The 23084-nt window shown below is 32.6% G+C and carries 20 protein-coding genes, 26 tRNA genes and 1 rRNA gene; 45 read left to right on the top strand and 2 right to left on the bottom strand.

What is annotated here, in order from left to right:
- The first annotated feature begins 131 nt into the window (after nucleotides 1–131).
- The 36 genes from rrf to fumC all read left to right on the top strand — a co-directional run bounded on the left by rrf (nucleotide 132) and on the right by fumC (nucleotide 10993).
- Nucleotides 132–246, top strand: a 5S ribosomal RNA gene (rrf, locus tag ACZ267_RS10365).
- Between the two features lie 9 nt (nucleotides 247–255).
- Nucleotides 256–331: transfer RNA gene (locus ACZ267_RS10360), tRNA-Val, on the top strand.
- 6 nt (nucleotides 332–337) lie between these two features.
- Nucleotides 338–413: transfer RNA gene (locus ACZ267_RS10355), tRNA-Thr, on the top strand.
- A gap of 6 nt (nucleotides 414–419) precedes the next feature.
- A tRNA-Lys gene (locus tag ACZ267_RS10350) sits at nucleotides 420–495 on the top strand.
- 8 nt (nucleotides 496–503) lie between these two features.
- A tRNA-Leu gene (locus ACZ267_RS10345) sits at nucleotides 504–585 on the top strand.
- Nucleotides 586–588: 3 nt separating this feature from the next.
- A tRNA-Gly gene (locus tag ACZ267_RS10340) sits at nucleotides 589–663 on the top strand.
- Between the two features lie 8 nt (nucleotides 664–671).
- Nucleotides 672–760 (top strand) — tRNA-Leu (locus tag ACZ267_RS10335).
- Nucleotides 761–775: 15 nt separating this feature from the next.
- A tRNA-Arg gene (locus tag ACZ267_RS10330) sits at nucleotides 776–849 on the top strand.
- A gap of 9 nt (nucleotides 850–858) precedes the next feature.
- Nucleotides 859–932, top strand: a tRNA-Pro gene (locus ACZ267_RS10325).
- A 22-nt stretch (nucleotides 933–954) separates the two neighbouring features.
- Nucleotides 955–1030: transfer RNA gene (locus tag ACZ267_RS10320), tRNA-Ala, on the top strand.
- Between the two features lie 24 nt (nucleotides 1031–1054).
- Nucleotides 1055–1128 (top strand) — tRNA-Met (locus ACZ267_RS10315).
- A 27-nt stretch (nucleotides 1129–1155) separates the two neighbouring features.
- Nucleotides 1156–1229, top strand: a tRNA-Ile gene (locus ACZ267_RS10310).
- Nucleotides 1230–1238: 9 nt separating this feature from the next.
- Nucleotides 1239–1328: transfer RNA gene (locus ACZ267_RS10305), tRNA-Ser, on the top strand.
- 20 nt (nucleotides 1329–1348) lie between these two features.
- Nucleotides 1349–1422 (top strand) — tRNA-Met (locus tag ACZ267_RS10300).
- Between the two features lie 15 nt (nucleotides 1423–1437).
- Nucleotides 1438–1513 (top strand) — tRNA-Asp (locus ACZ267_RS10295).
- A 13-nt stretch (nucleotides 1514–1526) separates the two neighbouring features.
- Nucleotides 1527–1599 (top strand) — tRNA-Phe (locus ACZ267_RS10290).
- 8 nt (nucleotides 1600–1607) lie between these two features.
- Nucleotides 1608–1683 (top strand) — tRNA-Thr (locus ACZ267_RS10285).
- Between the two features lie 6 nt (nucleotides 1684–1689).
- Nucleotides 1690–1773, top strand: a tRNA-Tyr gene (locus tag ACZ267_RS10280).
- Between the two features lie 7 nt (nucleotides 1774–1780).
- A tRNA-Trp gene (locus tag ACZ267_RS10275) sits at nucleotides 1781–1854 on the top strand.
- Nucleotides 1855–1856: 2 nt separating this feature from the next.
- Nucleotides 1857–1929: transfer RNA gene (locus ACZ267_RS10270), tRNA-His, on the top strand.
- An 11-nt stretch (nucleotides 1930–1940) separates the two neighbouring features.
- A tRNA-Gln gene (locus ACZ267_RS10265) sits at nucleotides 1941–2012 on the top strand.
- 5 nt (nucleotides 2013–2017) lie between these two features.
- Nucleotides 2018–2091, top strand: a tRNA-Cys gene (locus tag ACZ267_RS10260).
- Nucleotides 2092–2102: 11 nt separating this feature from the next.
- Nucleotides 2103–2177 (top strand) — tRNA-Gly (locus tag ACZ267_RS10255).
- 13 nt (nucleotides 2178–2190) lie between these two features.
- A tRNA-Gly gene (locus ACZ267_RS10250) sits at nucleotides 2191–2265 on the top strand.
- 13 nt (nucleotides 2266–2278) lie between these two features.
- A tRNA-Gly gene (locus ACZ267_RS10245) sits at nucleotides 2279–2353 on the top strand.
- 12 nt (nucleotides 2354–2365) lie between these two features.
- Nucleotides 2366–2440 (top strand) — tRNA-Gly (locus ACZ267_RS10240).
- 37 nt (nucleotides 2441–2477) lie between these two features.
- A tRNA-Leu gene (locus ACZ267_RS10235) sits at nucleotides 2478–2560 on the top strand.
- 171 nt (nucleotides 2561–2731) lie between these two features.
- A complete protein-coding gene (locus ACZ267_RS10230; RefSeq protein ID WP_002466798.1) occupies nucleotides 2732–3796 on the top strand; it encodes a PTS sugar transporter subunit IIC in 1065 nt (354 codons plus the stop codon).
- Between the two features lie 176 nt (nucleotides 3797–3972).
- Nucleotides 3973–5373 (top strand): ABC transporter substrate-binding protein/permease, encoded by a 1401-nt coding sequence (locus ACZ267_RS10225; RefSeq protein ID WP_372868752.1) that lies wholly within the window; start codon nucleotides 3973–3975, stop codon nucleotides 5371–5373.
- Nucleotides 5366–6088 carry an amino acid ABC transporter ATP-binding protein gene (locus tag ACZ267_RS10220; protein WP_047210883.1) on the top strand — a complete coding sequence of 241 codons (723 nt, stop codon included), beginning with the start codon at nucleotides 5366–5368 and terminating at the stop codon, nucleotides 6086–6088. Before ACZ267_RS10225 ends, ACZ267_RS10220 begins: the two co-directional genes overlap by 8 nt.
- A gap of 242 nt (nucleotides 6089–6330) precedes the next feature.
- The gene (queG, locus tag ACZ267_RS10215; protein WP_002466804.1) at nucleotides 6331–7461 is read left to right on the top strand and encodes a tRNA epoxyqueuosine(34) reductase QueG; all 1131 of its coding nucleotides are present in this window, start codon (nucleotides 6331–6333) and stop codon (nucleotides 7459–7461) included.
- Nucleotides 7462–7932: a tRNA (uridine(34)/cytosine(34)/5-carboxymethylaminomethyluridine(34)-2'-O)-methyltransferase TrmL gene (gene trmL, locus ACZ267_RS10210; RefSeq protein ID WP_002466802.1), complete on the top strand. Its 471-nt coding sequence runs from the start codon at nucleotides 7462–7464 to the stop codon at nucleotides 7930–7932.
- A 179-nt stretch (nucleotides 7933–8111) separates the two neighbouring features.
- Nucleotides 8112–8711: a 6-phosphogluconolactonase gene (locus tag ACZ267_RS10205; protein ID WP_015364870.1), complete on the top strand. Its 600-nt coding sequence runs from the start codon at nucleotides 8112–8114 to the stop codon at nucleotides 8709–8711.
- A 27-nt stretch (nucleotides 8712–8738) separates the two neighbouring features.
- Nucleotides 8739–8918: an SAS053 family DNA gyrase inhibitor gene (locus tag ACZ267_RS10200; protein WP_002466824.1), complete on the top strand. Its 180-nt coding sequence runs from the start codon at nucleotides 8739–8741 to the stop codon at nucleotides 8916–8918.
- Nucleotides 8919–9060: 142 nt separating this feature from the next.
- The gene (locus ACZ267_RS10195) at nucleotides 9061–9453 is read left to right on the top strand and encodes a hypothetical protein (RefSeq protein WP_015364871.1); all 393 of its coding nucleotides are present in this window, start codon (nucleotides 9061–9063) and stop codon (nucleotides 9451–9453) included.
- A gap of 154 nt (nucleotides 9454–9607) precedes the next feature.
- Nucleotides 9608–10993: a class II fumarate hydratase gene (gene fumC, locus ACZ267_RS10190; RefSeq protein WP_002466811.1), complete on the top strand. Its 1386-nt coding sequence runs from the start codon at nucleotides 9608–9610 to the stop codon at nucleotides 10991–10993.
- A gap of 60 nt (nucleotides 10994–11053) precedes the next feature.
- Here the strand turns inward: fumC and ACZ267_RS10185 are convergent, their stop codons facing one another.
- The gene (locus ACZ267_RS10185; protein ID WP_002466807.1) at nucleotides 11054–11884 is read right to left on the bottom strand and encodes an RluA family pseudouridine synthase; all 831 of its coding nucleotides are present in this window, start codon (nucleotides 11882–11884) and stop codon (nucleotides 11054–11056) included.
- Between the two features lie 177 nt (nucleotides 11885–12061).
- Here ACZ267_RS10185 and ACZ267_RS10180 point away from each other — a divergent pair, with 177 nt between their 5' ends.
- The 9 genes from ACZ267_RS10180 to ACZ267_RS10140 all read left to right on the top strand — a co-directional run bounded on the left by ACZ267_RS10180 (nucleotide 12062) and on the right by ACZ267_RS10140 (nucleotide 21904).
- Nucleotides 12062–13174, top strand: coding sequence for a GAF domain-containing sensor histidine kinase (locus ACZ267_RS10180; RefSeq protein ID WP_002466816.1), 1113 nt, complete (start codon nucleotides 12062–12064; stop codon nucleotides 13172–13174).
- A 20-nt stretch (nucleotides 13175–13194) separates the two neighbouring features.
- Nucleotides 13195–13818 carry a response regulator gene (locus ACZ267_RS10175; RefSeq protein ID WP_002466822.1) on the top strand — a complete coding sequence of 208 codons (624 nt, stop codon included), beginning with the start codon at nucleotides 13195–13197 and terminating at the stop codon, nucleotides 13816–13818.
- A 250-nt stretch (nucleotides 13819–14068) separates the two neighbouring features.
- A complete protein-coding gene (xdrA, locus tag ACZ267_RS10170; protein ID WP_002452105.1) occupies nucleotides 14069–14533 on the top strand; it encodes an XRE family transcriptional regulator XdrA in 465 nt (154 codons plus the stop codon).
- Nucleotides 14534–14804: 271 nt separating this feature from the next.
- Nucleotides 14805–15935, top strand: a complete 1131-nt coding sequence (locus tag ACZ267_RS10165) for a DUF445 domain-containing protein (RefSeq protein ID WP_002466808.1) — start codon at nucleotides 14805–14807, stop codon at nucleotides 15933–15935.
- Nucleotides 15936–16004: 69 nt separating this feature from the next.
- Complete coding sequence (locus ACZ267_RS10160; protein ID WP_002452107.1) at nucleotides 16005–16349, top strand: YlbF/YmcA family competence regulator; 345 nt, start codon at nucleotides 16005–16007, stop codon at nucleotides 16347–16349.
- Between the two features lie 244 nt (nucleotides 16350–16593).
- Nucleotides 16594–17790, top strand: a complete 1197-nt coding sequence (locus ACZ267_RS10155; RefSeq protein ID WP_002466812.1) for a metallophosphoesterase family protein — start codon at nucleotides 16594–16596, stop codon at nucleotides 17788–17790.
- Nucleotides 17780–20713, top strand: coding sequence for an ATP-binding protein (locus ACZ267_RS10150; protein ID WP_002466810.1), 2934 nt, complete (start codon nucleotides 17780–17782; stop codon nucleotides 20711–20713). Before ACZ267_RS10155 ends, ACZ267_RS10150 begins: the two co-directional genes overlap by 11 nt.
- Nucleotides 20713–21654 (top strand): 3'-5' exoribonuclease YhaM, encoded by a 942-nt coding sequence (yhaM, locus tag ACZ267_RS10145; protein WP_002466800.1) that lies wholly within the window; start codon nucleotides 20713–20715, stop codon nucleotides 21652–21654. Before ACZ267_RS10150 ends, yhaM begins: the two co-directional genes overlap by 1 nt.
- Nucleotides 21655–21808: 154 nt before the next feature.
- Nucleotides 21809–21904, top strand: a complete 96-nt coding sequence (locus tag ACZ267_RS10140) for a type I toxin-antitoxin system Fst family toxin (RefSeq protein ID WP_015364873.1) — start codon at nucleotides 21809–21811, stop codon at nucleotides 21902–21904.
- Nucleotides 21905–22055: 151 nt separating this feature from the next.
- Here the strand turns inward: ACZ267_RS10140 and prsA are convergent, their stop codons facing one another.
- Nucleotides 22056–23048 (bottom strand): peptidylprolyl isomerase PrsA, encoded by a 993-nt coding sequence (gene prsA / locus ACZ267_RS10135; RefSeq protein WP_002466825.1) that lies wholly within the window; start codon nucleotides 23046–23048, stop codon nucleotides 22056–22058.
- Nucleotides 23049–23084 lie beyond the last annotated feature (36 nt).

Below are 23084 nucleotides of genomic sequence, written 5' to 3'. Positions count from 1 at the left end.
GAGGTGGAAGCGTGGTGACACGTGGAGCTGACGAATACTAATCGATCGAAGACTTAATCAAAATTTATGTTTTGCGAAGCAAAATCATTTTACTTACTATCTAGTTTTGAATGTATAATACATTCCATTTGTCTGGTGACAATGGCAAGGAGGTCACACCTGTTCCCATGCCGAACACAGAAGTTAAGCTCCTTAGCGCCGATGGTAGTCGGACTAACGTTCCGCTAGAGTAGGACGTTGCCAGGCAAATATACTGGAGAATTAGCTCAGCTGGGAGAGCATCTGCCTTACAAGCAGAGGGTCGGCGGTTCGAACCCGTCATTCTCCACCATTTATAGCCGGCCTAGCTCAATTGGTAGAGCAACTGACTTGTAATCAGTAGGTTGGGGGTTCAAGTCCTCTGGCCGGCACCATCTTTAGAGCCATTAGCTCAGTTGGTAGAGCATCTGACTTTTAATCAGAGGGTCAGAGGTTCGAATCCTCTATGGCTCACCATTTTAATAGCGGGTGTGGCGGAATTGGCAGACGCACTAGACTTAGGATCTAGCGCCTTACGGCGTGGGGGTTCGACTCCCTTCACCCGCATATGCAGAAGTAGTTCAGCGGTAGAATACAACCTTGCCAAGGTTGGGGTCGCGGGTTCGAATCCCGTCTTCTGCTCCATTATTAGTGCCGGGGTGGCGGAACTGGCAGACGCACAGGACTTAAAATCCTGCGGTGAGAGATCACCGTACCGGTTCGATTCCGGTCCTCGGCACCATCTTATTATTAATATGCGCCCGTAGCTCAATTGGATAGAGCGTTTGACTACGGATCAAGAGGTTATGGGTTCGACTCCTATCGGGCGCGCTTATTCTACGGGAAGTAGCTCAGCTTGGTAGAGCACTTGGTTTGGGACCAAGGGGTCGTAGGTTCGAATCCTGTCTTCCCGATAGCAACAATTATTATATATATGGGGGCTTAGCTCAGCTGGGAGAGCGCCTGCTTTGCACGCAGGAGGTCAGCGGTTCGATCCCGCTAGTCTCCACCATATTAAATTTACAAACTAGATAACGGCGGTGTAGCTCAGCTGGCTAGAGCGTACGGTTCATACCCGTGAGGTCGGGGGTTCGATCCCCTCCACCGCCACTACTATTAGTTGTAAGATTATATTTAGGACCTTTAGCTCAGTTGGTTAGAGCTAACGGCTCATAACCGTTCGGTCGCAGGTTCGAGTCCTGCAAGGTCCATATAATTTTGGAGGAATACCCAAGTCCGGCTGAAGGGATCGGTCTTGAAAACCGACAGGGCCTTAACGGGCCGCGGGGGTTCGAATCCCTCTTCCTCCGTTTTTATTATTTATTATTATCGCGGGATGGAGCAGTTCGGTAGCTCGTCGGGCTCATAACCCGAAGGTCGGTGGTTCAAATCCGCCTCCCGCAATACATAGTTTTAATAGGTCTCGTAGTGTAGCGGTTAACACGCCTGCCTGTCACGCAGGAGATCGCGGGTTCGATTCCCGTCGAGACCGCCATTATTAATATTATGGTTCAGTAGCTCAGTTGGTAGAGCAATGGATTGAAGCTCCATGTGTCGGCAGTTCGACTCTGTCCTGAACCATTTCACAAGCCGGCCTAGCTCAATTGGTAGAGCAACTGACTTGTAATCAGTAGGTTGGGGGTTCAAGTCCTCTGGCCGGCACCATCTCTTGGAGGGGTAGCGAAGTGGCTAAACGCGGCGGACTGTAAATCCGCTCCTTCGGGTTCGGCAGTTCGAATCTGCCCCCCTCCACCATCTAAATAGGGGCATAGTTCAACGGTAGAATAGAGGTCTCCAAAACCTTTGATGTGGGTTCGATTCCTACTGCCCCTGCCATGGCGGTTGTGGCGAAGTGGTTAACGCATCGGATTGTGGTTCCGACACTCGAGGGTTCGATTCCCTTCAACCGCCCTTATTATTAATGGGCTATAGCCAAGCGGTAAGGCAACGGACTTTGACTCCGTCACGCGCTGGTTCGAATCCAGCTAGCCCAGTTATTGGCGGCATAGCCAAGTGGTAAGGCAGAGGTCTGCAAAACCTTTATCACCGGTTCAAATCCGGTTGCCGCCTCCAGGTTATATTAAGCGGGAGTAGTTCAACTCTAAGAACACGTTCCTTCCCGGAACGAGGTATAGGTGTAAGTCCTATCTTCCGCTCCATAATTTACATCAAGCGGGAGTAGTTCAACTCTTAGAACACGTTCCTTCCCGGAACGAGGTATAGGTGCAAATCCTATCTTCCGCTCCATAATTTATATCAAGCGGGAGTAGTTCAACTCTAAGAACACGTTCCTTCCCGGAACGAGGTATAGGTGTAAGTCCTATCTTCCGCTCCAATTTTATATTAAGCGGGAGTAGTTCAATTCTTAGAACACATTCCTTCCCGGAATGAGGTATAGGTGTAAGTCCTATCTTCCGCTCCAATATTACTTCCAAGTGGAAGTTTTTTCTTTATATTGAGCCGGCGTGGCGGAATTGGCAGACGCGCGGGACTCAAAATCCCGTTCCTTTTTGGAGTGTCGGTTCGATCCCGACCGCCGGTATAAAATAGATAAAGTATGAGGAAAAGTGGTATTTGTGTAAACACATTTACCACTTTTTTTATATCAATAAATTTCTGTATAGAGTTCAAGTAGATTATCTTTATCATATTTTAGTTTGTATCATTTTGTAATATGATATATGATAATTTTATTATGCTTTGGAGGTTCATTATGAGTAAAAATAGTACTAAAATGGGTGGTAAAATTTTCTTTAGTAATATTCTAAATGCAGTTGGTGCAGGAGTTGTAATTGCCTTATTACCTAACGCTTTATTAGGAGAGTTACTTAAATTTTTTAAAGATGGTAATGAGATCTTAGAGACTATCTTTCGTCTTGTTACGGTTATACAGTCTTTTATGGCATTTATAGTAGGAGTTTTAGCAGCTCATCAATTTAAATTCAATGGGTCAGGTGCTGCTATTGTTGGTACTTCTGCTATGTTAGGTTCAGGCGCAATAATATTTAATAATCAAGGCATTATGATTAAAGGTATTGGGGATATAATCAATATTATTTTAGTAGTGATGATTGCCTGTTTTTTATATTTATTATTCCAAGGAAAATTGGGCTCATTTGAAATGATTATTTTACCAGTTTTAATTCCAGTTGTTAGTGGAACTATTGGTATGATGACATTACCATATGTTCAAGTCGTTACTCATACAATTGGTAAATTGATTAATTCATTTACTGATCTTAATCCATTAACGATGTCAATTTTAATTAGTGTGACTTTCTCTTTACTTATGGTTACACCAATTTCATTAGTAGCCATTGCTACTGCGATAGGTTTAACTGGATTAGGTAGTGGTGCGGCGAATATGGGTATTGTTGCTGCTTGTGTTACATTTTTATTTGGATCTTTAAGAGTTAATTCTATTGGGGTCAATTTGGTATTGCTTATTGGTGCAGCTAAAATGATGATACCTGTTTATTTAAAACATTTAATCATAGCTATTCCTCTAATCATTAATGGAGTTGTTACTGGTATTATTGCTTATTTCATAGGTATCAAAGGTACACCTTTATCTGCTGGATTTGGATATACTGGCCTTGTTGGACCTATAAATGCTTTAAACCGTATGCCTGGAGATCAAATGACAAATATTATCATGCTAGTTGTAGGGTACTTTATTATTCCATTTATCAGTGGATTTATAGTACATGAATTATGTAAAAAATTTATACAATCATATAGTGACGAAATATATAAATTTGAAATTCCTAAAGATTAAACAAAACTCTGTGTAGCCGTTAAGGCTGCACTTTTTTTATGGTATTTAAAAATAAATATTGCATATTAATGTAAGTATTTGTATAATAATGAATATTATAAAGGAGGGTTGCTTTAATGAAATATTTTATTAAAGTATTTTTGGTATTTTTAATTATAGTAGGTTCAACATTAACAATGAAACAACCCAATATTAATGCTGAAGAAAATGATACAAATTGGCAGAAAATAAAAGAGAGTGGAGAACTTCGTGTTGGCTTATCAGCTGATTATGCACCGATGGAATTTGAAAAGAATGCAAATGGGAAAACTGAATATGCTGGTGTCGATATAGAGTTAGCTAAGAAGATTGCTAAAGATAATCATCTCAAACTGAAAATTATTAATATGCAATTTGATAGTTTACTAGGTGCGCTTAAAACTGGCAAAATTGATATTATTATTTCTGGAATGACAACGACACCTGAACGTGAAAAAGAAGTAAGCTTTACTAAACCATATATGATGACTAATAATATTATGTTAGTTAAGAAAAATGAAAAAAATCATTTAAAATCTATTAGCGATTTTAAAGATAAAAAAATTGCAGTTCAAAAAGGGACAGATCAAGAAAAAATAGCTAAGACTGAAATTGAAAATGCAGATGTTACTTCATTAAATAAATTACCAGAAACTATTTTATCTGTGAAAAGTGGTAAAACTGTAGGAGCAATTCTTGAAAAACCTGTAGCAGAAGCATACATAAAACAAAATCCTGAACTTGCATTTTCAGATGTGAAATTTAATGAAGAAAAGAAACCAACTTGTATTGCAGTACCTAAAAATTCACCAATTCTATTAAAAAAATTAAATCAGACAATCAATGAAGTAAATGATAAGAATTTAATTGATAAGTATATGTCTAAAGCAGCAAACGACATGCAGGATGATGGTAATTTTTACACAAAATATAAAAGTTTCTTTATTAAAGGATTAGAAAATACAATTTTAATTTCATTTATTGGTGTAGTATTAGGTGTTATTTTAGGAGCGTTTATCGCACTAATGAAATTAAGTAAATTTAAACCATTATCTTGGATTGCTTCAATATATATAGAATTCTTAAGAGGTACACCATTATTAGTACAAGTTTTCATAGTATTTTTTGGTACTACTGCAGCACTTGGACTAGATATTTCTGCTTTAATTTGTGGAACAATTGCGTTAGTTATAAACTCATCAGCATATATTGCAGAGATATTTCGTGCGGGTATTAATTCCATCGATAAAGGACAAACAGAAGCTGCACGCAGTTTAGGTTTGAGTTACAACCAAACGATGAAATCAGTTATTATGCCACAAGCTATTAAGAATATTTTACCTGCACTAGGTAATGAATTTGTTACTTTAATTAAAGAATCATCAATTGTATCAACAATAGGTGTTGGAGAAATTATGTTTAATGCACAAGTGGTTCAAGGTATTTCATTTGATCCTTTTACACCATTATTGGTCGCAGCAGGAATGTACTTTATTCTAACCTTTGCATTATCACGCATCATGAACTTTATAGAAGGGAGAATGAAAGCCAGTGATTAAAATTCAAAATTTAAATAAAAAATTTGGTAACAATGAAGTATTGAAAGATATTAATTTAGATATTAATAAAGGTGAAGTCGTAGCTATCATTGGCCCATCAGGTAGTGGGAAAAGTACTTTATTAAGATGTATGAATTTATTAGAAACACCCACTAAAGATCATGTCATATTTGAAGGAAACGATTTAACAAAAAAGGGTGTTCAATTAGAGCAGTTACGACAAAAAATGGGCATGGTGTTTCAAAACTTTAATTTATTTCCTCATAAAAAGGTTAAGGAAAATATTATGTTAGCCCCTAAATTGTTAAAAAAGAATGATGATTCAACTCTAAATGAACAAGCGATTGAATTACTAGATAAGGTAGGATTAAAAGATAAAGCAGATGTTTATCCTAATCAACTTTCTGGTGGACAAAAGCAGAGAGTTGCGATAGCAAGAGCATTAGCTATGCACCCAGATGTTATTTTATTTGATGAACCGACATCTGCACTTGACCCTGAAGTAGTTGGGGATGTTTTGAAGGTTATGAAGGATTTAGCAAAAGAAGGAATGACAATGGTTGTCGTTACACATGAAATGGGATTCGCAAAAGATGTCAGTGATAAAGTAATATTTATGGCGGATGGCGTTGTTGTTGAATCTGGTACACCACAGGAAATATTTGAAAAGCCACAACATGAAAGAACTAAAAATTTCTTATCTAGAGTATTATAAATATAAAATAGTTAAAAAATTAAATTATGAAAGTCTGAGAGATGTCAATTTCTCAGACTTTCATTTTTTGATAAGCTAACAGTCAATTGTTACATGTTTTTAATGATTAACGTTAATTGAATAAATATTAAATGATGTAACAAAGTCAATGTCTTACATACTTTTAATCAATAATCATACATCACTATTTATTCATATGTTAAAATAACAAGAGTATATTTTTATAATGTGGGGGCAGAATTTTGGATGTAAAGCAGTTAAAAAAAGATATCATTGAATACGCACATACAATTGGTATTGACAGTATTGGTTTTACGACTGCCGATCCATTTGATGAATTGAAACAAAAGCTAGAAGATTATCACTCAAAAGGATATGCTTCTGGGTTTGAAGAATCTGATATAGCATTAAGAACGGAACCTAAATTAAGCTTACCGACAGCGAGATCTATTATTGCGATAGCAGTTGGATATCCCAATAAACTTAAAGGAGCACCTAAAAGTGTACGTGGTGATAGACGCGGCATGTTTGCACGTGCTTCATGGGGACAAGATTATCATACAATAATGAGAAAACGATTGGATCTATTGGGAACATATATCCAATCAAAAGTACCTGATGTTGAAATTAAGTCGATGGTTGACACTGGGGTATTATCAGATAGAGCGGTAGCTGAACGTGCAGGACTCGGATTTGCAGGACGAAATGGATTTATTATTAATCCTGATTTAGGCACATGGACCTATCTAGGTGAAATGCTTGTTAGTATACCTTTTGAACCAGATGATCCTATTTTAGATAGTTGTGGAGATTGTACCATTTGCGTTGATAGATGTCCTACGGGTGCTTTAGTTGGCAATGGCCAATTAAATAGTCAAAAATGTATTAGCTTTTTAACGCAAACTAAAGGTTATTTGGCTGATGAATACAGATATAAAATCGGCAATCGACTATATGGGTGTGACACATGCCAACAAGTTTGTCCTAAAAATAAAGGCATTAATACAGAACATGACGACATTATTTTAGAACCTGAAATTTTGAAACCTAGATTAGTCCCATTATTACAAATGAGTAATAAAGAATTTAAAAATACATATGGTCATTTAGCAGGTGCGTGGAGAGGTAAAAAACCTATACAACGTAATGCTATATTAGCTTTAGTTCATTTTAATGAAACAGGTGCTATACCTGATTTAAAAGAAGTTGCGTTAAATGATCCTAGACCTATGATTAGAGGGACTGCATATTGGGCAATCGGTCAAATTGAAGGTGAAAATGCACGCGAATTTATTCATACACATTATGAAAATGAAATTGAAGAAGTCCAAGTTGAAATGTTAAAAGGCTTGGAAATGAGGAGAGAAAAATAAATGACAAACCATATTGTATTATTTCAACCCGAAATCCCTGCAAATACTGGTAATATAGCTAGAACTTGTGCTGGTACCAATACGCACTTACATTTGATTAAACCACTTGGATTTAGTACAGATGATAAGATGTTAAAAAGAGCAGGATTAGATTACTGGGAACATGTTAATATTACATATCATGAAGATATAGAATCATTTTTTGAATCAACTAATGGTGAATACTATTTGTTAACAAAATTTGGTAAGCAAACATATAGTGACTTTGATTTTTCTGATACGAACAATAATCATTATTTTATTTTTGGTAGAGAAACAACTGGATTACCAGATTGGGTCAAAGATAAGTATCAAGATACTGCATTAAGAATTCCAATGAGTGATAAAATTCGTTCATTAAATCTTTCAAATACAGCAGCGTTATTGATTTACGAAGCTTTAAGACAACAATCATTTCCTGGCTTATCATAATAAAGATGTTTGAAATTCAAAGTAGATGAACGAAAAGTTGACTACATGTTATATTAATTGGTGAGAAAATAGTATTCTATAATCATAGGTTAGTTTGAACGATAAATAATTAGGGTATAAATGAATTAATATTAACCATACTATTCTATGTAAGCAAACTAAGAGGAGTGTATTTTAAAATGGCAATGAACTTTAAAGTATTTGAAGATAAACAAAGAGTAGCTGAATATACAGCAGACATTTTGAGAAAACAATTTAATAACAACCCAATGACAATCGCAGGTGTTCATTTAACAAAAGATCATGCACCTGTATTAGATGAATTAAAAAAGAATGTTGATTTACATGCAGTTGATTTCAGTCAAATTAATATTTTAGATTATGATGAAAATCAATCATATTATGAAGCGTTAGGTGTACCACAAAGCCAAATTTATTCATTATCATACAACCAAGATGCTAATGACTTTATTTCAGATAAAATTAAAACAAAGGAAAATAAAGGTAAATTAGTCTTACAAGTTGTTTCAATTGATGAAAATGGTAATTTAGATGTAAGTGTAAGACAAGGGTTATTAGAAGCACGCGAAATCTTCTTAGTTGTTACTGGTAGTAATAAACGTGAAGTAGTCGAAAAATTATATAACGAAAATGGAAAATCTAATTTTGAACCTGCAGACTTAAAAGCGCACCGTATGGTTAACGTTATTTTAGATAAAGAAGCAGCAGCTGGATTACCTGAAGACGTGAAAGAATACTTCACAGCTCGCTTTGCATAAAGAATAAGTCAGAAAGAGGTTATCTATATGACTCAAAATAAAGATTCTAAAACGAATTACCACGAAGAAGAAAATGCAATGGTAACCGATTTAGATGATTTAAAAGACTTAGGAAAAGAAATGGAACAAATTTCTGAAGAAAATGATGAAGAAAAATTAAATCAATCTCATGATTCAGATGTTCGTTCTGATTTAGATCAAGATTAAATATTAACTCTTGTAATAGTGAAAATTCTATTGCAAGAGTATTTTTTATAGAAAAGACGAAATAATATTTTAATGGATGTCATCCATCAATTCTTGCATTATGATAAGATATTGAAGAATCATGTTTAAAAGGAGATTACATATGCTAGGGAAGTATTGGAAATATTTAATGATCGCAACTGTTATTGTAAGTTTAATTTCAATCAAGGCATTTCCATTAGCACTAGGCGCACTATACTTGCCAGTTTTATTTAAAATAGTACAATTACAGTTAAATCTTTCGAATGGTTTAATTGATGATGTCAGTGCTCAAACATTTATAAAAAGTAATCAATCTGGCATTATCATCAGTGTAATATGCTGTTTAGCTATAACAGGTATTTTAATGTATACATTAGATGGGTTTTATAATAGCTTAACAGGTATTTTAAGTATATTAATTAAAATAAGTCCATTTACGATTGTAATAAGTGCGATTTTATATATTTTAACAGCAATCGCGACTGTTCAAGCAACAAAACAAAAATTTCAATAATATATAATTAAGCTCTAGTTTTTTACTAAATTTATATTAGTAACTAGAGTTTTTTTATACAAAAAATATATGTAAACGTTTTACTTCTAAATTGATATGACAAATTGAATAGTGATATACTAGGATTAAACAATGATAATAAGGGGAGAATAAAATGTCAGTACGTATTGAACATGATACATTTGGAGAAATTGAAGTACCTGCAGATAAATATTGGGGTGCTCAAACAGAAAGAAGTAAAAGAAACTTCCCAGTAGGTAAAGAGAAAATGCCTATTGAAGTCGTATATGGATTTGCACAACTTAAAAGAGGTGCTGCATTAGCTAACAACGAATTAGGAAAATTAAGTGATGCTAAAAAAGATGCTATCGTATATGCTTGTGATAAAATTTTAAATGGTGAATTAGATGAACATTTCCCACTAGTTGTATGGCAAACAGGAAGTGGTACACAAAGTAATATGAACGTGAACGAAGTAGTTAGTTATGTAGCAAATGAATATTTAAAAGAACAAAAAAGTGATGAGTCAATCCATCCCAATGATGATGTGAATAAATCTCAAAGTTCTAATGACACATTTCCAACAGCGATGCACGTTGCACTATATCATGAAGTTGAAACTAAATTAGTACCAGCGTTAAAACATTTACGTCAAACTTTTAAACAAAAAGAAGATGAATTTGAATCTATTATTAAAATTGGTCGTACACATTTACAAGATGCTACACCAATTAAATTAGGGCAAGAAATTAGTGGTTGGCGTTATATGTTAGATAGATGTGAAACATTATTAAATGAGTCTAAACAACACATTCTAAACTTAGCAATTGGTGGTACTGCCGTAGGTACAGGAATCAATGCACACCCAGAGTTTGGTGACAAAGTTGCTAAATTTATCTCAGAAAATACAGGTTATGCATTTGTATCATCAGAAAATAAATTCCATGCATTAACTGCACATGATGAAGTTGTTCAATTGCATGGTACATTAAAAGCACTAGCTGGAGATTTAATGAAAATTGCTAATGATGTAAGATGGTTAGCTTCAGGTCCAAGAGCAGGTTTAGCTGAAATCTCAATTCCTGAAAATGAACCGGGTTCTTCAATTATGCCAGGTAAAGTTAATCCAACACAATGTGAAATGTTAACAATGGTAGCAGTGCAAGTGATGGGTAATGACACTGCAGTAGGTATCGCAAGTTCACAAGGTAACTTTGAATTAAATGTATTTAAACCAGTTATTTTACACAATACATTACAATCTATATACTTATTAGCAGATGGTATGGAAACATTTAATAATAACTGTGCTGTAGGTATTGAACCTATTGAGGAAAATATTGATAATTACTTAAATCAATCATTAATGCTTGTTACTGCTTTAAATCCACATATTGGATATGAGAAAGCTGCACAAATAGCTAAAAATGCACATAAAGAAGGCTTAACACTTAAAGAATCAGCCATTCAATCTGGTTATGTAACTGAAGAACAATTTGAAGAATGGATTAAACCAGAAGATATGGTAGACCCTCACTAGAAACAATATAATTATTAAAAGCTAGGAAGATTAAATTACATTAATCTTCCTAGCTTTTTTTTATGAAATATCATCATCTAAACTAACTGATATCCATTCTTTAGTTAATGGATGTTCTAATTCGATTTTATAACTATGTAATTCTAATTGTCTTAATGTTGAATCTCCGTATAATGGATCTCCAATTACAGGGTGTCCAATTTCTGCTAGATGTACACGAATTTGGTGTGTGCGTCCAGTATCTAATTTAATTTCTAACTCGCATACATTTTCTTTAATCATATTTGAAGATAAAATATGTGTGATCGCACGCTGACCTGTATTAGATATACGTTTCTTATTTGGATGAAACTTATCTTTACCAATTGGCATATCAATTGTTTGTGGTTTAATTGGTAATAAAGCTTTAACATGTGCTTTATAAATACGAGTGATGTCATTTTCTTCTAGCATTCTATCTAATATCTTTTTCATTAACGGATTTTTTGCCACAATTAATAAACCTACAGTTTCTTGGTCTAATCGATGTATGGGTTCTACATAATCACTATCAATAGTATAAATAAGATGATTCATTAGCGTATTACTTTCTTTTAGGTCATTTGGATGTGTTTTGACGCCTTTAGGTTTTAACACAATCGCAAAGTCGTCATTTTCATAATAAACTTGTGCATATCGATAACTTGGTAAGTAATTACTTTTTTCTTCCGGTGTAGGTATAAATACTTCATCGCCGGAATTGACCTTATCAGATAAACGACTTGTTTGTTTATTAATAGTAATATCCTTAGACATATTTAATAAGTGTAAGTCTTTTTTAGGTAACTTTAAATCTTGGAAAATCTCTCTCAATGTATATTGATCATAATTTTCAGGTATTGTAAATTTCATAAAATCCTCCTATAGTTACTTTTAATCATATCACAAAATGTATTATTGCAATATAAAATTAAAGTAATTAGTATCCTTTGAATCGCCGTCATGATTCATTATGACATTGAGCGGTTTTTTTATATTACATGAAACGGTATAATAGAATAGATATTCGAAATATTTTTGGAGGTATTTATGGAAAAACCAACACGTATCGCTCTCCTTAAAGAAATTGCAGAATTTTTGAATGAAGAAACAGAAATATACAGTATGATGCAAGGTGCAATTCAATATTTGATTGAAGGAAGTGACTTTACGACGGGTTGGATTTTCTTTATCAATCAATCTGGAAACCATGAATTAGTCTCTAGTGTGAACTTACCAGGCGCACTCTCTAAAAATCAATGCCACTATATGACTGATGGGTCTTGTTGGTGTGTACGTGCATATCAAAATGAAAAACTGACGAAAGCCTCTAATATCATTAATTGTTCAAGAATTAATTTGGCAAATCGAGCGCATCATGAGGAAACAGATGGTATTACACATCACGCAACAGTGCCACTTAGATCTGGTGAAGAACAATTTGGATTATTAAATGTTGCAACGCCAAACAAAAGTCATTATAGCCAGGAAGATTTAGCACTGTTAGAATCAGTGGCCTTTCAAATTGGTTCGGCAATCAAGCGAATCATGTTAACCGATAAAGAAAAGGAAAATGCCCGAATTAATGAAAGAAATCGGTTAGCCAGAGATTTGCATGATTCGGTTAACCAAATGTTATTTTCATTAAAATTAACTGCACATGCTGCCTATGGTATTTCAAACGAAGAGATGTCAAAAAAAGCTTTTAAAACTATAGAGGAAACAAGTCAAAATGCGGTTAATGAAATGCGTGCACTCATATGGCAATTAAAACCTGTTGGATTAGAGCAAGGTATGTTACATGCATTAAATCATTATAGTGAATTACTACAGTTAAATTTGACCGTTCATGTGGATGGTTTGATTGATGTAACAAATATGATTGAAGAGAATGTTTATCGCATGGTTCAAGAATGTCTGAACAATGTTAGAAAACACGCACATACGAAAGAAGTAACTTTAACTTTAAAACAAACCAATGAAAAACTTTTTGTGATTGTTCAAGACGAGGGAAAAGGATTTGACAATGAAAAGCAAATGTCCAATACAGCGAATGGTTTAAAACACTTACAACAACGCACTGATATATTAAAAGGACAATTACGTATTTATTCAAAGCCATCAAAAGGTACTCGTATTGAAATAGAAATACCATTGAACTGATTATTTAAAGGAGTATAGCGATGAAGAAAATCATATTAGTCGATGATCATCATATTGTCAGACAAGGCTTAGAATTTTTATTATCTACTGTAGAAGATATAGAGGTAGTACAGGGGTTTGCTGAAGGTAAATTGTTTTTAGATTACCTTGAAAATAATGAACAACCGGATATTGTGCTATTAGATTTAGTTATGCCAGATATGAATGGTATTGAAATAACGGAATATTTGAAAAATAACTACCCTAACATTAAAATTCTGGTATTAACCAGTTATGTTGATGATGAACATGTCATTTCTGCTTTAGAAAAAGGTGCTGATGGCTATGAAATGAAAGACGTAGAACCACAGAAACTTATTGAAACGATTCATAATGTTCTTGATGGGAAGAGAATCATCCATCCAGACGCCAAACATGTTTTAGATTCTATGAGTTCTAAGCCACATTTTACAAATAAATTATCTAAAAGAGAAACAGAAGTACTTAAAGAAATGGTCAAAGGAAAGACCAATAAAGAAATTGCTAATACGTTATTTGTATCTGAAAAAACAATTAAAACACACGTGAGCCATATATTCAGTAAATTACAAGTGAGTGATCGTACACAAGCTGCAATTTATGCTATGGAAAATAAACTGATTTAATTAAAAAAATAAATATAAGTAATAATTACGCTCAATTTATGATGGTTAAATAACTAAGTTTTTACAAATTATGTTAAAAATTTAAGTATTTTGATAATTTTGCCTTTAATAAAAATGAGCTTAAAACGAAATTGACTCTTTTATTTTCATTAAAAATATATTAAGATGTAATTTGTGTTTCAAGAAATGTGTATAATTGCAATTTCTTGTGTCCGGATATAAATTCTCTTCAAGAAAGGTAGATAATAGAATGGATAGACAGAGTTTTACAGATTTAATTCAAACAAAATTTAAAATGGTTCGTATAGAAGCAGGATATACACAAGATACTATGGCTCAAACTATTGGGCTTTCAAAGAAAACGTTAGTTCAAATTGAAAAAGAACGTGTATTACCAAATTGGACAACATGTGTTTCAATTTGTGCATTATTTAGAGATTCAGATGTTTTAAATAGCACGTTTGGTTGTGATCCATTAGAAATCGTCCAAACTATTTCTAGAAATCATTGTGCATACCCAAATCACTCAACAACTAGTGATATTTATTGGAATACAATTGAAACTAGAAGCGGTTATATTTTACAAAGTAATAAAGTTAGCAATATTTACCGTGTATTAAATCCTGAAAAACAACCTATTTTCGGTACTTCTAAAATGAGAGAAGCAGAAACTTATTTCAATAGAAATGCTAAAGAAGAATTAGTTCATATTTAATTTTTTCTCGAATAAGTGATAGTAGAATCGTAAAATGATTTAATCACTTATTTTTATTAACATAGAAGATGTTTTAGTTACTGACTATACATATTAGCCTAGGCCGTCAAACAATGATGACTTAGGCTTTTATTTTATTATGGGTTATTTAAAGATACATTTTAAGTTAAAAGATATATGAAAAAGTTTCATAAGTTTAAACTAACGAAACCTAAGGAAATTAAATGCTATAATAAATCATGATTTTTATATTTTGAAGGGAGTCTATGTCATGCACGCTTTATTAATCATTTTGTTTATGATGGTGGTCGGTGCCATTATTGGTGGGGTAACTAACGTCATAGCTATCAAAATGTTATTTCACCCGTTCAATCCATATTATATTTTTAAAATAAGAATTCCATTCACACCTGGTTTAATTCCGAAAAGAAGAGATGAAATCGCAAATAAGATTGGTCAAGTTATAGAAGAACATTTGCTTACAGAAGAGCTCATGAGACAAAAATTAAATGATGGAAAAGCTAAAAGTGCGATTAACGATATTATTTTAAAACAGATACAACAACTGAAATCAGATGATATGACGATTCACCATATTGCAGAAAAATTCGATTTTAATATCGATTATTTTATAGAACATCAACTTCATGAAGAAGTAGAATCGATTTTAATGAACTATTATAGATCTCATCAACAATCTGAAGTTAAAGATGTATTACCACAAGAATTGGTTGAGCTCATTCAACATAGACTCAATGATGTTGGTGATTTGATTTGTGAACGTGCGCGAGTATATTTATCTTCTCCAAAAGGAACGAAGGACATCAATGATATGTTAGAAACATTCTTTAATGAAAAAGGGAAAATTGTAGGTTTATTACAAATGTTCATGACACGAGAGAGTATTGCTGATCGAATACAACAAGAATTAATTCGTTTAACAAATCATCCCAAAGCCAAGTCAATTATTGATCAAGTCATTCAAAATGAATTTGAAACATTCAAAAATAAGCAACTAGGGGAATTAGTATCAGAAGACCAATTTGAAAACATTGCTACAACTGCAACATCATTAATGATTACGCAATTTAATTTACAAGATAAAATAAGAAAACCTATTAATGAATTGGCTCCTCAGTTTATCCAATATTTAGAAAACGAATTATCTAACAAACTGACCAACATCATTATTCATCAATTATCAAGTAACTTAACAACGATTATGCATAAAATTAATTTAAGACAACTTGTTGAAGATCAAATCAATACCTTTGATTTAGACTATATTGAAAAAATCATTATCGATATTGCTAATAAAGAATTAAAATTAATCATGTCTTTAGGTTTTATACTTGGTGGTATTATAGGAATTTTCCAAGGTATAGTCGCAATCTTTGTCTAACTAAATGATATGTGTTACATTTATTAAGAGTGTTGAAACACAAATTAACTCAAAGGAGTGCAATGAACAATGGCAGTAAATTTATATGATTATGCAAATCAATTAGAGCAAGCATTAAGAGATAGTGATGAATACAAAGCTATTAAAGATGCTTATGCTAAAGTAAAAGATAACGAAGAATCAAAAAAATTATTTGATGAATTCCGTGAAACTCAAATGAATTTCCAACAAAAACAAATGCAAGGTGAAGAAATTCCTGAGGAAGACTTACAAAAAGCTCAAGAACAAGCTCAAGCAATTGAAAAAGATGAAAACATCTCTTCATTAATGCAAGCTGAACAAAAAATGAGCCAAGTATTCCAAGAAATTAACCAAATCATCGTTAAACCTTTAGATGAAATTTATGCTGACTAATAGTTAGTCATTTTATCAAAGCTACAGTACTTATTTAAGTGCTGTAGCTTTTTTATGTTATTGATGAATAACTATGTTCAACATCGACTGTTATGTTTCACATATGGTAAAATGATTAGATATAAAGGAATATTGTGACTGGATTTTTATTCGATAATTAGAATAGTAAATGTATTTTTATTATGTTAAATACATTTTAATTGTCTACAGTCATTAAGTGTCTTTAATAAGGAGAATAGAGCTTATGGTTAAATTTATACATTGTGCGGATTTACATTTAGACAGTCCTTTTAAATCTAAAAGTCATTTGAGTCCTAATATATTTGAGGATGTTCAAAAAAGTGCATATGAAAGTTTTCAACATATTGTTGATTTAGCATTAGAAAAAGAAGTAGACTTTATTATCATTGCTGGTGATTTATTCGATAAAGAAAATCGTACGTTACGAGCTGAAGTGTTTTTAAAAGAGCAATTCGAACGATTAGAAAAAGAACAAATTTTCGTATACATTTGTCATGGTAATCATGATCCGTTATCTACAAAGATATCATCAAATTGGCCTAAAAATGTATCTGTATTTTCAAATCAAGTAGAAACTTATCAAGCAATAACTAAAGATGGAGAGACCATTTTTATACATGGATTTAGTTATCAAAATGATGCAAGTTATGAGAACAAAATTGATAGCTTTCCATCTAGTCAGGGACAACAAGGTATACATATAGGTGTGCTACATGGTACTTATAGTAAGTCATCAGTTAAAGATAGATATACTGAATTTAGACTAGAAGATTTAAATAGTAAATTGTACCATTATTGGGCTTTAGGTCACATTCATGAAAGACAACAATTAAGTGACTTACCAGTTATTAATTATGCTGGTAATATACAAGGTCGACATTTTAATGAAAAAGGTGAAAAAGGTTGTTTACTTATCCAAGGGGATAATTTAAAGCTAACTACACAGTTCTATCCGACACAATCCATTAAATTTGAAGAAGCGACAATTGAAACTTCAGAAACGACTAAACAAGGTTTGTATGAAGCAATTCAAGCATTTAAAGATAAAGTACGAGAAGAAGGGAAAGCATTTTACCGTTTAAATGTCATTATCAATAGTGAATCAACGATGTCACCTCAAGATATATTACAAGTCGAAGAAATGATTACAGATTATGAAGAAAATGAAAAAGATTTTGTATTTATTGAGGATTTAAATTTAAAATATAAAACGAACGACGAGTCGCCTTTAGTAAATGAATTTTCGAATGATTTATTAAATGATAGAACAGTATTCGATAAAGCAATGTCAGATTTATATTTAAATCCACGAGCATCTAAATATTTAGATGACTATACAACATTTGATAAAACAGAGCTAGTCAATCATGCTGAGGACTTATTAAAGGCAGACATGAGAGGTGAACAAAATGATAATTAAATCACTTGAGATATATGGCTATGGACAATTTGTTCAACGAAATATTGAGTTTAACCAATCATTTACTGAAATTTTTGGTGAAAATGAAGCTGGCAAATCAACGATTCAAGCTTTCATCCATTCTATATTATTTGGATTTCCCACTAAGAAGTCTAAAGAGCCGCGTTTAGAACCAAGATTAGGTAATCAATATGGTGGTAAATTGACGCTTCAATTAGACGATGGAAATGTCGTTGAAGTTGAACGTATTAAAGGTAGTGCCCAAGGTGATGTTAAAGTATACCTAGAAGATGGTAGCGTGCGAGATGAAGAATGGTTACAAAAGAAATTGAATTATATATCTAAAAAAACATACCAAGGTATATTTTCTTTTGATGTCTTAGGCTTGCAAGATATTCATCGTAATTTAGACGAAAAACAGTTACAAGACTATTTACTCGAAGCGGGCGCTTTAGGATCTACTGAATTTACAAGCATGAGAGATACGATAAGTCAGAAGAAGGACGAATTGTATAAAAAGTCGGGTAAAAATCCAATTATTAATCAACAAGTGGATCAGTTAAAACAATTAGAAGCGCAAATTCGAGATGAAGAAGCAAAACTTGATACTTATCATAGATTAGTTGATGAAAAAGATAAATCGTCACGACGCCTTGATAATATTAAACAAAACTTGAACCAACTTTCTAAAATGCATGAAGAAAAACAAAAAGAAGTAGCTTTACATGATCAAACACAAGAATGGAAACAATTAGAACATGCACTCAATGTTGAACCATTACACTTCCCTGAAAAAGGAATTGATCGTTATGAAGCTGCAAATGCACAAAGACAATCCTTGCTTAGAGACATCAGTTTAAGAGAACAGCAATTGTCTCACATCAAAGAAGATAATCAATCTATAGAACCTGCTAAACAGTCTGATATCGATGCTTTTAATAGTTTATATCAACAAGAAAATGAGATTAAACAAAAAGAATATGAATTACGATCTATAGAAAAAGAAATTTCTGATAAACAACGTGATAAAGAAAGTATGCAATCGAATATCGGTTGGAATGAAACTTATCATGATGTTGATAGTTCAGAAGCAATGAAGAGTCATATTAGTGATCAAATTAAAAACAAGCAAGAACAAGTGGCTTATATTCAACAATTAGAACGTAGCATTGAAGATAATAAAATTGAACAAAACGCAAATAGCAATGAATTAGATCAATTAGAAAATCTACTTGTTCCAGAAGAAACGTTCGAAAAGAAAAAAGAGCACAAACAACAAATTGTTGAATTAAACGAGAAAGAAAACCTCTATGAAAAATTAAAAGAAACATTTGAAATTGAACAAGAGCGTAAAAGCAAACGACAAAAAATGTTGCGTATGGTATTTATTTTACTAGCAATAGTTGGCGCAGCGTTGACCGTTTTTGCATTTTTAACTCAAAACATGATTTTTGGAGTTATATTTGCAGTATTAACTGTTGTGTTTGTTATCGGTATATTCCTAGTGAAATCTAAGGAAGTAGATTATAGTGAAACAATCACACAAGAAATTGACGATTTAGAAAACCAATTAGAAGTTTTAGAAAATCAATATGATTTAGACTTTGATTTAGACGAACAGCAACGTACACGTGATCATTGGCAACATGCATTAAAAAATAAAGATGTTCTAGATGAAAAATCCAATTATATGAACAATGCTTTATCTAAGGCAGAACAACGTTTAAATGATATCAATCATAATATAGAAGTTGCGAAACAAGAGTTACATCTTTCGCCTAAAATATCAGATAGCCTAATTGTTGAAAGTATAGGTACAATGGGACAAATCAAATCAAACGACCAGTATATTGATGAATTAAATTCAAAGCGTCATCAAATAGTAAGTGATTTAGAGGCATTTTATAATCATGCAGAAGCAGTTACACAATCACAATTTACTTATTTTAACAAAATGTCGTTCTTCCATGATGTGAAACAATGGCTTAAAAACGCTGAGGATAGTAATGAAAAATGGCATAAAAATACTGAACAAAGTAAATTATTAAATGATGAGTTATCACAGCTACGAGCACACTTAGAGGAAAATAATCAAACGATTAACGAATTATTTAATCATATCGGCGTCTCAACAGAAGAAGAATACTATCAACATCATGAAAAGTATCAAACATATACTAATCAATTGACGCGTTTCAATGATTTAACAAAATATCTTGAAAATCAAAATTACTCATATGATGCTAGTTCACAATTAAGTGATAAAACCACAGCACAGTTAAATGAAGAAAATCAATTACTAGCACAGCAAGTTGATCAATATAATGAACAATATCTTGATATGCAATCTGAAGTTAGTGATCTCAATGCTCAAATTAATCATATGGAAACAGATACGACATTAACACAACTACGTCATGAGTATCATAGTCTAAAAAATAGAATGAATAGCATAGCTAAAGATTGGGCAAGTTTAAGTTACTTACAAAGTTTAGTAGATGAACATATCAAACAAATTAAAGATAAACGTTTACCACAGGTGATTAATGAAGCCATTCTTATATTCACAAATCTTACTAATGGAGCTTATACTAATATTTATTATTCAGAAGAAGCCATTCAAGTTAAACATGAAAATGGTCAAATGTACCAACCTGTAGAGTTAAGTCAATCTACGAAAGAGTTATTATATGTTGCACTTAGATTGAGTTTGATCAAAGTATTAAAACCTTATTACCCATTCCCAATTATTGTGGATGATGCGTTTGTACACTTTGATAAAGATCGTAAAGAAAGAATGATAAATTATTTAAGAACATTATCAACGGAACATCAAGTAATATACTTTACATGTACTAATGATAATATTGTTCCAACTAAAGAAATGATTACTTTAAATAAATTAGAGAAAGGCGGGAAATAATGAGAAATGTAGAAAAATTAAATCCCGGTGATTCAGTTAATCACTTCTTTTTAATCCACAGAGCAACACAAGGTGTGACAGCTCAAGGTAAAGACTACATGACGCTATATTTACAAGATAAAAGTGGAGATATCGAGGCTAAATTATGGACTGCTACGAAGGAAGATATGCAGACATTGAAGCCAGAAGAAATCGTACATGTAAAAGGTGATGTCATTAATTATCGTGGCCGTAAACAAATGAAAGTGAATCAAATTCGATTAGCGACACCTGAAGATAACATGAATACACAAGATTTCGTAGATGGTGCACCTATGTCTCCAGCTGAAATACAAGAAGCACTTTCACATTATATGTTAGATATTGAAAATGCTAATTTACAACGTATTACAAGACACTTAATTAAAAAGTATCAAGAAAGCTTCTTTACATTTCCAGCAGCTAGTTCACATCATCATAACTTTGCTAGTGGTTTAAGCTATCATGTTTTAACGATGTTAAAAGTTGCTAAATCTATTTGTGATATATACCCACTATTAAATAGAAGTCTCTTATATAGTGCCATCATTTTACATGATTTAGGTAAAGTAAAAGAGTTAAGCGGTCCTGTGGCTACGACGTATACAGTGGAAGGTAATTTATTAGGGCATATTTCTATTGCAAGCGATGAAGTGGCTGAAGCAGCAAAAGAACTTGGCATTGATGGTGAAGAGGTCATGTTATTAAGACATATGATCTTAGCTCATCACGGTAAGTTAGAGTTTGGTTCACCTAAAATGCCACATTTAAAAGAAGCCGAGATTCTATTTTTCATAGATAATATAGATGCTAAAATGAACATGTTTGAAAAAGCATTTAAGAAAACGGATAAAGGTCAATTTACAGAGCGAATTTTTGGTCTTGAAAATAGACAATTCTACAATCCAATACAATTAGATTAATATGAAAAAAAGGTGATGAACTCGAATATGAATTCATCACCTTTTTTAATTTAATCTATAATCAGTATATTTCAAAAGTGAGTAGAGATGATATAATTATATCGTCGCCTATCTCTCAGGCGTCATTAAGACGATGAGAGGGGGTGTTACTTCCATGACTGAAATCTTTGTTCATATCGCAACTACTGTTATTAGTGGTTGTATCGTTACATTATTTGCGCATTGGCTACGCCATCGTAACGACAAGTAAATAGGCGACATATGTAGCTACACTAAAAAATCCCCTCACTACCGCAAATAGTGAGGGGATTGGTGTTTCCATACTGAAATCTCTGTTACATATATTATAACATGTGTATTTAAGATTGCAAAATGTTACTATCTATTATGCTAATTACGAATTATGATCCTGTCATTCCTGGAGCACCTTGTTGCATGCTAGCGCCACCTTGTGATGATTGTTGTTCTTGTTGTTTAATCTTGTCTGGATCTAAAATTGTATCATCAACAGCTTTTTTAATATCTCTATCTTTATAATCTACTTTATATTCGTCCAGGATTTCTTTATAAGCATCAGTTAATAATTTAGGGTCTTTTTGAATTTTTTGTTCTAAAATTTTAGATTTCAGATTTGACTTTTCTGAGTTAAAGTCAGTTTCTTTGTCAGCTTTAATGATATGGTAACCATAATCAGTTTTGACAACTTTAGAAACTTCGCCTTCTTTTAGTTTAAATAGCGCTTTGTCGAAGCTTTCCATCATTTGTCCTTTTGTTACATAACCAAGGGAACCATCTTTTTTAGCACTAGATTTATCCATAGATTCTTTTTTAGCGATTTCTCCAAATTTACTTGGATCTTTAGAAACTTCTTTTTGAATTTCTTCAGCTTTTTGTTTTGCTTTTTTATCTGATAATCCTTCTTTATCACTGTCTTTAGATTTAACTTTGATTAAGATATGAGAGGCTTTTTTAGTATTATCTTTGATTTCTTTATCAGACACTTTTATCTTATCATTTAATAATTCTTTCTGATATGCGGATAAACGTTTTTGATCTTTGTAATCATCCATTGACATACCTTGTTGCTTTAAGACACTTTCAAATTGTTCCTTACCACCATATTGCTTTTCTTCTTTTTTAATATCTTTATCAATATCTTTAGTATCTACTTTATCTTTATATTTATCAGCGAGAATTTTATCTAGAGCGATACTGAATGATTTACTAGCAATTTGGTCTTTACCAATTTTCTTCATAACATCCTCAACTTTAACATCTCCAGCTTTAGATGATATGAGCGTGTTTTCTTTTGAATCTGTCGCATCTGATCCGCATGCACCTAGTAAAAGGGCACTAGCAGTCACTGGTATCATGATTTTGTTAAATGCTTTCATATGTTGTTAGCTCCTTTATGTATATAATCAACGTAA

This window comes from Staphylococcus sp. AC872 (assembly GCF_979255425.1).
The sequence above is the reverse complement of the archived record's forward strand: the minus strand, read 5'-3'. Positions and strand labels throughout refer to the sequence as shown.